Here is a 10,476-nt window from a genome sequence, read left to right as displayed (position 1 = left end):
GTGGACTGCAGCGGTAAACCGTGCAGCATCTTCACGGTTGTGTACTTGGACGAGCTTGTAGCCCAGTTTCCGGATTGCTTTATGGGCTGGGTGAATCGGGTTGCGGCTGATGTCGGCGAAAGTGTTGCGTTGGACGTGGACTAGGCAGCGCTGGATGGCAACATCAGGCCATTTAATGCGCAGTGCCTTGAGTGCTCCGCCTGCCCCGTCTGTGGTGACGATGAGTGGTTGCGCGATTTTGTCGAGCAGTTTCAGGTACTCGTATGAGCTTTCACGAAAGCACCAATGCCAGGCAATGACGTGTGTATTGGTGCAGGCTACAAGCAGGCATTTCTTGTGGAAGTAGGTGCCGTCGATAAAGACCTGGTCATAAACACGGTAGGGGTCAGTAGACGTGGGCACGGTGATAAACCACAAAAGCTTGAACCACCGGGTCAAAGTTCGTCTGGTTACCCCAAGGCGTTTGGCTAAATGGTCTGCGGATTCCCCGGAAAGAATCCAGTCAATAAAGATTTTGAAGTGGCGTATCTCGCTGGTGTGTGCGCGGGTATTAATCGATGAAACGTTGCATTTAGGACACAGCCAGCGTTGGGTTCCTGCCGCGGTTTTGCCGTTCTTAACGAGTCCATGGCCGCACATGTCACACGACGGCCGATTCCTATTAGCCATAGGAATTGGCCTTACCGCACCAGCAGCAGTCCTCCTATCACAGACCTAGGACTATCCGGTGTTGATTTCATCGATCGGGCTGTTGGAACCGATTCAAAATCAAGATCACGGCATTATCCCAGGCTGCTCCGGGAATCCGTATCGATTTATCCACACGAAATGTCCCTTAAGCCGAAGCGCAAGCCCCGCAAGGCGCATGAAGCAACCGTGACTGGTCGCTACCAGGTCTCTCCGGATTTGGTTCGGTTGAGTATGAACTCCCCGGCTTTTGTGGGCAAGGAGCTGGAGTTTACGGATCACTACATCAAGTTGTTATTCGTGCCAGAAAGCGCCGATTATTCTTGGCCGTTTGATGTCCAGCAGATTCGCGAAGAGCAGCCGCGTGATAAACAACCAATCCTCCGCACCTACACCCTGATTAACCTAGACCCAGAGACCGGGGACTTCGACGTTGATTTTGTCGCCCATGGTGATTCCGGCCTGGCTGGCCCGTGGGCACGCGTAGCTGAGGTCGGCGAGAAGATCGGCTTCCTCGGCCCAGGTGGCGCGTGGGGACCGACCGCAGGCTATGAGCACTTTGTGTTCGCCGGCGATGAATCTGCAGCACCGGCCATCGGTGCCGGTGTCCAGCATCTCCCCGAGGGCGCGACCGCTACTGCCTTCATCGAGATCGAGGAAGAAGACCGCACGTTTGAGCTGCCCACCCGCGAGGGCGTGGAGATCGTCTGGGTAATCCGCAATGGCGCTACCCACGGCACTGAGCTATCCCGCGTGGTACGCGAGGCTGGTATCCCCAAGGAGAAGAAAACCAGCTGGTTCATCCACGGTGTCGCCGAGATGATCAAAGAGCTGCGTCGCTTCCTTTTCGTGGAATCTGGAATTCCCAAGGAAGACGTTTCTATCTCTGGCTACTGGCGTATCGGAATGACTGAGGACCAGTGGCAATCTTCCAAGCGCGAATTCAACGCAGAGATTGAGGCCGAGGAAGAAAGAGCTAAGTCCTAACGCTTGTTTTCACGTTAGACTGCGACAATGATCGATTTCACCGACACCGCCGACGTCGTTGCTCCCCAGCTTCTTGGCACGGTGCTCACGCACAACGGCGTTTCGGTACGCATCACGGAGGTCGAAGCTTACCTCGGCGCAGACGATGAGGCCTCACACACTTTTAACGGCCGCACCCCGCGCAACGCCGCCATGTTCGGCCCGCCCGGCCGCCTCTACGTCTACATGTCCTACGGCATTCACCGGAACGGCAATATCGTCTGCGCGCCCGAAGGCGCCGGTCAGGGTTGCTTGCTCCGCGGCGGGGAAGTCATCGAGGGAATAGAGCTTGCCTACCAACGCCGGGGTGACACGGAATTTCATAATCTCGCCCGCGGCCCCGGCAACTTAGGCAAGGCGCTTGGCTTCAGCATCGCAGACAACGGCACACCCATTCGCCTTAAACAACGCGATAAGGAACCTGAGTGGGTCCGCGGGCCGCGCATCGGCATCTCCAAGAACCAGGACGCCGCGCTGCGGTTTTGGATCCCCTTCGACAAGACAGTGTCTCGACGTCGCGGGCTCCCCCGCTAGCCCCTACCGGCGCATGGGTCCGGAGACTCATGCGCCGTATCTTTAAGCCAAGGCTGCTCGCACCAGCTCTGCTGCCTGCGAGGGAGTCTTGCCCACCTTCACGCCGGCTGCTTCCAGCGCCGCCTTCTTGCCATCTGCCGTACCAGAACCACCAGACACGATGGCACCAGCATGGCCCATCGTCTTGCCTTCCGGCGCGGTGAAGCCTGCAATATACGCCACCACCGGCTTCGTCACATGGTCCTTGATATAGGCAGCAGCATGTTCCTCTGCATCGCCGCCGATTTCACCGATCATGATGATCGCCTCGGTATCCGGGTCGTTCTGGAAGGCCTCGATGGCGGAGATATGCGTGGTGCCAATAATGGGGTCGCCTCCGATTCCCACACATGTGCTGAAACCAATATCAGATAGCTCATACATCATCTGGTAGGTCAAGGTGCCTGACTTCGATACCAAGCCAATCTTTCCAGGGGTCGGCGCGGTTTCCGCGGGAATGATGCCCGCATTGGACTGTCCCGGCGAGTAAAGCCCCGGGCAATTGGGCCCAATAATGCGCGTTGATGACTCTCGCCCCAGCGCATAGAGCTCCGCCGTGTCCTTGACTGGAATGCCTTCCGTAATAATCACCACGAGCTCAATGCCGGCACGGATAGCTTCTTCCGCCGCATCCTTGGTGAATTTTGCCGGCACGAAGATGACGGTGACGTTGGCGTCTGTAGCCTGCATGGCCTCACGCACGCTTCCGAAGACGGGAATCTCACGCCCGTCAATATCGACGCGCTCACCTGCCTTGCGCGGGTTGACCCCACCCACAATGTTGGAGCCGGATTCCAGCATGCGGCGCGTGTGCTTCATGCCTTCAGATCCCGTCATGCCTTGCACAATGATCCGCGAGTCTTTGTTGAGAAAAATCGACATGTCTACTCCTAGTTCGCCAGTTCCGCAGCCCTGCGGGCGGCAGCATCCATGGTTTCGACCTGCTCCAGTTTGGGCAGGTGTGCGTCGTTAAGAATCGTGCGTCCCAGTTCCGCGTTGTTGCCGTCGAGGCGAACGACGAGCGGCTTCGGCTCAATGCCCTCAGAGTCCAGAATCTTGTATGCCTGCACGATGCCCTTAGCTACTTCATCGCAGGCGGTAATTCCACCAAAGACGTTGACAAAAACGGATTTCACCTGCGGGTCGCTAAGAATCACCTCAAGCCCATTGGCCATCACTTCTGCGTTAGCGCCACCGCCGATATCGAGGAAGTTCGCAGGCTTCGGCTGCGAAGAAAGACCTTCGCCGGCATAGGCCACAACGTCGAGCGTCGACATCACCAACCCAGCACCATTGCCGATGACGCCCACAGAACCGTCGAGCTTCACATAGTTCAGCCCCATCTTTTGCGCTTTCAGCTCTAGCGGGTCCGTCGCGCCATGGTCTTGGAGCTCAATATGTTCGGAGTGGCGGAACTGTGCGTTATCATCCAGCGTGACCTTGCCGTCAAGCGCAATAATGTCACTACTAGCCGTCTTGACCAGCGGATTGACCTCCACCAGCGTGGCGTCCTCCTCCGTGTACACCGTGTAGAGCTTCTTAAACACGGGCACGAGCTTGGCGACGTCCCCCTCATCAAACCCCGCCTCATACGCCATGTCCCGCGCCAGTGTGTCCGTCATCCCGTCAAGCGGAGAGAAGCTGCGCTTAATCAGTGCGTCTGGGCGCTCTTCAGCGAGCTTTTCGATCTCCACGCCGCCTTCCTTGGAGAGCATGGCTAGGTAGCGGCGCTTGGTGCGGTCAAGCAGGATGGAGAAATAGTATTCCTCGGCGATGTCCGCGCCTTCTGCCACCATGACCTTGCGCACCGTGTGGCCCTTAATCTTCAGTCCAAGAATCTCGTTGGCTTTCTCCGCGGCTTCCGCGGGGCTGTGCGCTAACTTGACTCCTCCGGCCTTGCCGCGCCCGCCGGTTTTAACTTGCGCTTTGACCACGACTACAGGCGTACTCAGCTTCTCAGCCGCTTCTTCTGCCTGCACGGCTGAGGTCGCAACAATGCCTTTGAGGGTGGGAACCCCATGCGCTTCAAAGAGGTCTCGAGCTTGGTACTCGTAGAGATCCACTTCTGCCTCCATCTTTGCAGTGAAAACTATTTCCCACCAAGATTCACCAAAATAAAGACGTGATGCAAACCATGCAACGCCCACACAAGAGTCACACTTCACACACTTCGCAGGCGGTGCGGCTACGCTATAACACTGCCCGTAACGGGGGTACACTGCGCCAGAATAGGATTAACTGATTTAACTTTCGGGGGCACCCTAAGAGACGCCGTCGATAAGCGCAGCCAACTCCTTCGACGCGCCTTTCATATCCTCGACGTCCTTCGCATCGCCCTGCGAATGGCGGAACATGAAGTTAATAACCTCCGCATTACCCACGCTGGTCACGCAAAAGAACTGCCGCAAGTCCGCCTCGGGGTGCTTGGCACAAGCGAAATAGCGGCCACCCTCGCTAAAATCGAGCTCTTCAAAGGGCTTTACCTCTTCGCCATTCTCTTCCTCTTGACGCTGGTAATCCTGAACAATAAAGGAACGCACATCTCGGGCGGCCTGATCATTGTCCTGCGGGCACGTATCAGTCTCGCCCTCGTCCAGATAGCTAGCGTCAATCATGAACTGAAGTCCGTCACGTTGATAAAAACGGCCCCAGTCATCGGACTCACCCGAATCATAGGTTGGGTCGTGCGGCAAACCAGCGAACTCTTCCGGCATAGCCTCCAGCAATGCAGGGACATCAAATTCCTTAGCGCAGGTGCCTTCCTCGACCGGCACTGGCGTGCTAACGCTTGAGGCTTGAGAGTTGTCACGAGGCGCTGGTGCAACCTCACTGCCCGCAGAACACGCCACCAAAGACATCGGCGCAACCACTATCGCTGCTCGCATCAACCAGTTCATGGTGGGCTCTTTCCCTTCGCACAATCGACAGTTTGCCTGCGAGGCTACCCGGCAATCACCTGGTTGTTACTGGTTAGCGGTAGCGTTCCCCGCAGACCACGTCTCCCAGTCCATGTTCCAGTCCCCCAAACCGTCAAGCGGGCTGAGTACACCGCCGCCGGTATTGGAAACCCGAACCACGTCTCCGCGTTTGACGGTGTTCTGGAACCACTGGGCATCTTCGGTCGTGACGTTAATGCAGCCATGGGACTGGTTGTAGCTACCCAGAGCTCCTACCGCCCACGGCGCAGCATGAACGTAGATGCCGGAGTAGGACATCTGCGTTGCCCATTTGACGTTGGTCTTGTAACCGCCGGCATCGAGCGCCAGGCCGAAGGTGGTGGAATCCATGGTCAGGTCCGGATACTGGTCGCCGATGACATACACGCCATTCGGGGTATCCCACTTTCCATCCGTGCCCATGGAAATCGGAATCCGGCGCAGAACCTCACCGTTTTTGAATACCGACATCATCTTGGAGTTGTTATCTACCAACGTGATGACGCGGTCACCGATGGTGAAGTTCGTTGAGGCGTCCTCGCCACCGTAGACGCCACCACCGAGGTTGCGGCCGTAGAGGTCGACGTCGACAGTCACGCTCGTTCCCGGCTCCCAATACTTCGCCGGGCGCCAGCGCACTTCCTGGTTATTAACCCAGTAGAAAGCGCCCTCCACTGCCGGTTCAGTCTTGACTGTGATGGCCTCCTCGGCCGCCTTGCGGTCGGTGACGTAATTGCCAAAGCGCACGCCAATAACCTGTCCTACGCCCACTTCAGACTCTGGGAGGGGGCTCAAGGCAACTTCAGAAACGGCCGCTGCCTGCGGCGTTGTGAAGGTAATGGTTTTGTGGTTGCCGTCTTTGTCTTTCGCATCAATGGTGTAGGTGCGGTTGTAGCCCAGCACCTCGGCGTTCTTCCACGTTTTCGAATCGGAGGAAAGCTTGTCCTCCACCACCTTACCGGACTCGTTGGTCATGGTGACCTCTTTGAGCCCCGCAGTGGAGGTGACTTCAATCGGTTCAGAAGGGTCAACATCTTCTGCCCCATCCTTGAGCGAGAACTTGAGTTGCTTCGCCTTTGCGGCTGCCGACGCCGATGCTTCCGCCGCCGCGCTCTCCTGCGCCTCTTCGGCCGAAATCTCCGCCGCTTCTTCCTTGGTTTCTGGAGAACCAATGGTGCAGGCGGCCATCAGGGACGCGGCCGCAAGCAGTCCAGTGAGAAATCCTGCGGGACGTGCCTTAGGGAATAGAGAACGCACACAAACCCCTAGATAGATGAGACGTTGATAAAGACAATGCACCCAGCCTAGTCCGCACAACCATGTTCAAACTAGATGACCCCGCCGCCTTTAACCGTTTCGTTATCGATCCGCAGATCCCCGAGTACACCGTCGCCAGCTCAGCGTTCAATAGCGGCTATGCACTACCCTCAAAACCGCTAACAACCTGGCGATTTTACCTTTTTCTAGCCGGGGTGTTAAAGTTACATCTCGTTGCACGGCAGGCACTGAGGAAATCAGAAGCCGCTGGGACAACGAATGCGCCATTAGCTCAATTGGCAGAGCAACTGACTCTTAATCAGTGGGTTCGGGGTTCAAGTCCCTGATGGCGCACAGTACATCCCCTTCATCAACTCAGTTGGTGGAGGGGATTTCGCATGTTTGGGGTTAACCCTAAAACACCTCAAGCTGCTCCAACTTAGGCCGCCACCACGCGGCGCTCGTGGCGAGGAATTCCTTGTGCTCTGGCCCGGATATCTCATCGAGGGCCCGCAGGTACTCGGGCACCATGGCGCGAGGAAGGCGCAGCCCCATGGTCAGGTGGGGTGTCCAGCGTGGACCGCGCCCATCCGGGTTTGCGGCGCTCAGTTGGCGCGCTGCGGTCTCCAACTCATCGGTGGTTTCCAACATCCATGCCACTGTCTGTTTGCTCTTGGTGCCGAAAACAACGGTCCCTACGCGGCGAAATACTGCGGGAATAAGCGGCGGCAACACGTCGCGGGCCAGATCCACCACAGTCTGGCCCATCGTTGGCGCAAAGGTCACCGTGATGTGCGGGCGCTGGCGCTGGAGGGGGAATCCTCGCTCGGCTAGCTCAGCAAAGACCTCCCGCACAGACTCTTCGTCCTCCGGAGTGAGGTACAACAGGAGGTTCTCGGGCGAATTGCGACTCACGCCGCCTAAGTCTAACTAACCGCCTGCAGAGCCACCACGGGATGTCCGCGGTGTTCCACAATGTCTGCTTCCACGCGATATACCTCGCGGAGAAGCTCAGGACTCAGCACATCCACCGGAGCGCCATGAGCATGGATCTGCCCGTCCTTCAGCACAACGAGCTGGTCACACATCCGGGCTGCCAAATTAATGTCATGAATCGCCACCAGCGCAAGACTGCCTTCCTCCTGCACTTTCGCCCTCACGCGGCCCAAGACAAAGAGCTGGCGGTGGAGGTCGAGGGCGGACGTGGGTTCGTCGAGAAGCATGAGGCCCGGATGCCCCACCAGCATCTGCGCCACCGCGACGAGCTGGCGCTGGCCGCCAGAGAGCTCGTTGAGGTAGCGCTGCGCAATCGCGTCCAGCCCCAGAGAGTGCAGCACCTCGGCAGTACGGGCGACTGGGTCTTCGCATACTTCCCGACGGGCCGCGATCAGAACCGCCTCAAATGCTCGCAAGGCCGCGCTGTGCGGCAGGTCCTGCGGCACATAGCCGATGAGCTGGCGGCGCCGCTTCCCACGCGGAGCCTCTCCGTCGACGCGGAGATCCACCGTGCCGCCCCGCGCGCGGTGTACGCCGGCAAGCGCCGTAATGGTCGTGGTCTTACCGGACGCATTCGGCCCCAGCAATCCCACCACCTGCCCGCCGCGCAACGTGGGAAGACTTAATCCCTCCACGACCATGTGTGAGCCGTACCCGGCCGACAGGTCAGAAATCGTGAGTTCTACGTCCACAATGCCCTCCTCCGGGTCATGACGATGGCGATGAAGAACGGCACTCCCAACAGCGAGGTGACAATGCCGATGGGAATGGCCACGCCGGGTTTGATGACGAGGCTCAGTGCATGGGCGGCGCACATGACTGCTGACCCCGCGGCTATCGACGCCGGCACGAAGTAGCGCTGGTCCTCGCCTACCAACATGCGCGCGATGTGTGGACCGACAAGGCCGATAAACCCGATGATGCCGGCGAAAGCCACGGTGGTGGCCGCGACGAGCGAGACCACGACGAGCACAATGATGCGCAGCCGGGAGGTGTTAATGCCGAGGGCGGTGGCGCGGGCGTCGCCAAGCCGCAGCGCGGTCAAGCGCCACGACAGTGCCCCCAAGATGGGCAGTGCCACCGCAAGCACGCCGGCCAACACGGCGTTAGCCTGCCAGCTGGCACGGGTCAGCGAGCCCATGGACCAAAAGACAATCTGTTGAAGGGCCTCGCTGGAGGAGCGGTATTGAATGAGCGCCAGCATGGCTTGGAAGAAGAAGACGAGGCCGATGCCGAGCAGCACCATCGTCTCCGACTTGGCGCCACGAAGAACGGCGGCGACAACAATGATGGCCGTGGCGATGGCCGCAGACAGCCACGCGATAAGCGCGAGGTTGAACTGCGGCTGGGCCAGCAGCTGCCAGCGCAGAACGATGGCGCTGGCCCCTCCGAAGGCCGCGGCGGCGGAAATGCCCAGCGTGAAAGGCTCGGCAAGAGGGTTATCCAGGATGGTCTGCATTTGTGCGCCGGCTACCGATAGGCTGGCCCCAATGAGCAGCGCCATGACCGCCATGGGCAGACGCAGGCGCCAGAGGACGGTACGCGTTTGCTTGTCGACGCCTCCCGGGTCCACCAGTCCCCGCAGTACCTCACCAGGAGTGAGGTCGATGGCGCCGACGATGACGCTGATTAGGAAGGCAGCGAGGGCTACGGCGGCGAGGGCAAGAACGATGGCGATGCGTCGGCGCGTAACGCGGGAGTGTTCTTGTGCGAGCGCCGCGGCGGCCGCTACTGGGTTCGGCGCAGCGTTCGATGCAGCTTTCGGTGCAGCGTTCGGCTCGGAGTCTTCGTTCGTGATGTGCTGGGCACTGACTGGGAGTGCACTTGATGCGGTAATGCTCATGACTAGTTGGTGCTGAAGAAGGTTCCGTCACCGGGGACGGGCGAGTATTTCTCTTGGGCTTCGGCCCATTCCTGCTGCACATCGATGTCGGCGTAGTCCTCGGGGTGGAGCCAGGCAGCGATCTGGAGCAGTGCCAGGTAGTTGAAAGGCGAGTTGTAGAACTGGTGCCACAAGCCGTGGAGCTTGTGCTCCTTCACTGCGGTGAGGTCGGGGAAGCCAGGTTGGACGTCGGCAAGCGTGGCGACACTGGCGTGGGCGTCCTTCTCGCTGATGCCGTAGCCGGCGGCCGCGAAGCCAGTATGGCCCTTAGAGCTATCAACCTTGGAGGACCAGTCGCCGCCCGTAGCGATGATCATGTCCGGATTAGCGTCGATGACCTTTTCGGGGGTAAGGGCGCCGGACTCGCCATCGATGAGGCCATCTGCCACGTTCTTACCGCCGGCAACGTTGACTAGCTGGGAAATGTTGGAGTCATTCCAGGAGCCACAGCAGTCCGACACACCTGCCGCACGCCACACGAAGGTGGACGGCTTGTCTTTCACCTTCGCTGCGCGTTCTTTCACTAGGTCAACGTTCTTCTGCCAGTCCGCGATAAATTCCTCGGCGCGATCCTCATGACCAAAGATATCGGCGAAGATTTCCATGGTGGGCACGGTGTTCTCCAGCGGCTTGGCGCGGAAGTCCGTAACAGCGTAGGTCAGTCCAGCCTGGTCCAGTTTGTCAGTGAGCCCAGCAGTTTGGGATGCCTCGTACTGGTCTTTCGAAAGAACGATGAGGTCGGGGTCAAGGTTGATGAGTTCCTCCACGGTGACATCACCCTTGGTGAAACCGCCGATTTCGGGCAGCTCATTAACTTTAGGGACGCTCTTTTCCAGCTCGCGGTAGTAGTCGGGCACGTTCTGCTTGAGATCCGAGCCGATGGCTACAACCTTGTCGAGGGGGTCCTCAGCATTCAGGACGCCGGTGGCAAATACTGCGCGGCCCTCGCCCAAAATGACGCGCTCTGGCTCATGGTCCAGCTCCACGTAGCGGCCGGCCAGGTCCGTGAAACTCACGGCAGCGGTGCCGTCAGCAGATGCGGACTGCGTAGCGTCCTCGGCCGTTGTTCCGGCGGCGCAGCCTGCCACGGTACTGGCCAGTGCTGCCACTAGGGCGAAG

At 59.0% G+C, this 10,476-nt stretch carries 11 protein-coding genes and 1 tRNA gene; 3 read left to right on the top strand and 9 right to left on the bottom strand.

Features of this window, described 5'->3' with window-relative positions; translation table 11 throughout:
• The coding region (locus HMPREF2875_RS10910) for a transposase-like zinc-binding domain-containing protein (protein ID WP_246817099.1) at positions 1 to 669 on the bottom strand (669 nt) is incomplete at its 3' end.
• A gap of 159 nt (positions 670 to 828) precedes the next feature.
• On the opposite strand from HMPREF2875_RS10910, the gene HMPREF2875_RS10905 reads away from it, so the two are divergent.
• Together HMPREF2875_RS10905 and HMPREF2875_RS10900 are read left to right on the top strand one after the other, a co-directional pair.
• Entirely contained in the window at positions 829 to 1,674 is an 846-nt protein-coding gene (locus HMPREF2875_RS10905; RefSeq protein WP_070673094.1) for a siderophore-interacting protein, read from the top strand.
• Positions 1,675 to 1,701: 27 nt separating this feature from the next.
• A complete protein-coding gene (locus tag HMPREF2875_RS10900; RefSeq protein ID WP_070673092.1) occupies positions 1,702 to 2,247 on the top strand; it encodes a DNA-3-methyladenine glycosylase in 546 nt (181 codons plus the stop codon).
• Positions 2,248 to 2,289: 42 nt separating this feature from the next.
• Here HMPREF2875_RS10900 and sucD read toward each other — a convergent pair whose 3' ends face one another.
• From sucD to HMPREF2875_RS10880, 4 genes are all read right to left on the bottom strand, one after another.
• Positions 2,290 to 3,168 carry a succinate--CoA ligase subunit alpha gene (gene sucD / locus HMPREF2875_RS10895; protein ID WP_070673090.1) on the bottom strand — a complete coding sequence of 293 codons (879 nt, stop codon included), beginning with the start codon at positions 3,166 to 3,168 and terminating at the stop codon, positions 2,290 to 2,292.
• An 8-nt stretch (positions 3,169 to 3,176) separates the two neighbouring features.
• Complete coding sequence (gene sucC, locus HMPREF2875_RS10890) at positions 3,177 to 4,349, bottom strand: ADP-forming succinate--CoA ligase subunit beta (RefSeq protein ID WP_210388196.1); 1,173 nt, start codon at positions 4,347 to 4,349, stop codon at positions 3,177 to 3,179.
• Between the two features lie 198 nt (positions 4,350 to 4,547).
• Positions 4,548 to 5,183 (bottom strand): hypothetical protein, encoded by a 636-nt coding sequence (locus tag HMPREF2875_RS10885; protein WP_141754621.1) that lies wholly within the window; start codon positions 5,181 to 5,183, stop codon positions 4,548 to 4,550.
• 66 nt (positions 5,184 to 5,249) lie between these two features.
• On the bottom strand, positions 5,250 to 6,479 hold the full coding sequence (locus tag HMPREF2875_RS10880) for a L,D-transpeptidase (RefSeq protein ID WP_070673083.1): 1,230 nt from the start codon (positions 6,477 to 6,479) through the stop codon (positions 5,250 to 5,252).
• Positions 6,480 to 6,760: 281 nt separating this feature from the next.
• Here HMPREF2875_RS10880 and HMPREF2875_RS10875 point away from each other — a divergent pair.
• Positions 6,761 to 6,833, top strand: a tRNA-Lys gene (locus HMPREF2875_RS10875).
• A gap of 60 nt (positions 6,834 to 6,893) precedes the next feature.
• On the opposite strand, the gene HMPREF2875_RS10870 is transcribed toward HMPREF2875_RS10875, so the two are convergent.
• Genes HMPREF2875_RS10870 through HMPREF2875_RS10855 form a run of 4 tightly spaced genes read right to left on the bottom strand, consistent with a single transcriptional unit; the run spans position 6,894 to position 10,466 of the window.
• Positions 6,894 to 7,394, bottom strand: a complete 501-nt coding sequence (locus HMPREF2875_RS10870) for a 2'-5' RNA ligase (RefSeq protein WP_070673081.1) — start codon at positions 7,392 to 7,394, stop codon at positions 6,894 to 6,896.
• 11 nt (positions 7,395 to 7,405) lie between these two features.
• Positions 7,406 to 8,167, bottom strand: a complete 762-nt coding sequence (locus tag HMPREF2875_RS10865) for an ABC transporter ATP-binding protein (protein WP_070673080.1) — start codon at positions 8,165 to 8,167, stop codon at positions 7,406 to 7,408.
• Positions 8,158 to 9,318, bottom strand: coding sequence for a FecCD family ABC transporter permease (locus HMPREF2875_RS10860; protein ID WP_246817098.1), 1,161 nt, complete (start codon positions 9,316 to 9,318; stop codon positions 8,158 to 8,160). Before HMPREF2875_RS10860 ends, HMPREF2875_RS10865 begins: the two co-directional genes overlap by 10 nt.
• Before the next feature lie 2 nt (positions 9,319 to 9,320).
• The gene (locus HMPREF2875_RS10855; protein WP_246817097.1) at positions 9,321 to 10,466 is read right to left on the bottom strand and encodes an ABC transporter substrate-binding protein; all 1,146 of its coding nucleotides are present in this window, start codon (positions 10,464 to 10,466) and stop codon (positions 9,321 to 9,323) included.
• Positions 10,467 to 10,476: the final 10 nt, after the last annotated feature.

Source organism: Corynebacterium sp. HMSC078H07, assembly GCF_001812805.1.
Taxonomy (GTDB): Bacteria; Actinomycetota; Actinomycetes; order Mycobacteriales; family Mycobacteriaceae; genus Corynebacterium.
Note: the sequence above shows the minus strand (reverse complement) of the source record. Positions and strands in the feature narration are given on the sequence as shown.

Coding starts and splice junctions, on each gene's coding strand:
- HMPREF2875_RS10905 (WP_070673094.1), top strand. CDS start 829: ATGTCCCTTAAGCCGAAGCGCAAGCCCCGCAAGGCGCATGAAGCAACC.
- HMPREF2875_RS10885 (WP_141754621.1), bottom strand. CDS start 5,183: ATGAACTGGTTGATGCGAGCAGCGATAGTGGTTGCGCCGATGTCTTTG.
- sucD (WP_070673090.1), bottom strand. CDS start 3,168: ATGTCGATTTTTCTCAACAAAGACTCGCGGATCATTGTGCAAGGCATG.
- HMPREF2875_RS10900 (WP_070673092.1), top strand. CDS start 1,702: ATGATCGATTTCACCGACACCGCCGACGTCGTTGCTCCCCAGCTTCTT.
- HMPREF2875_RS10860 (WP_246817098.1), bottom strand. CDS start 9,318: ATGAGCATTACCGCATCAAGTGCACTCCCAGTCAGTGCCCAGCACATC.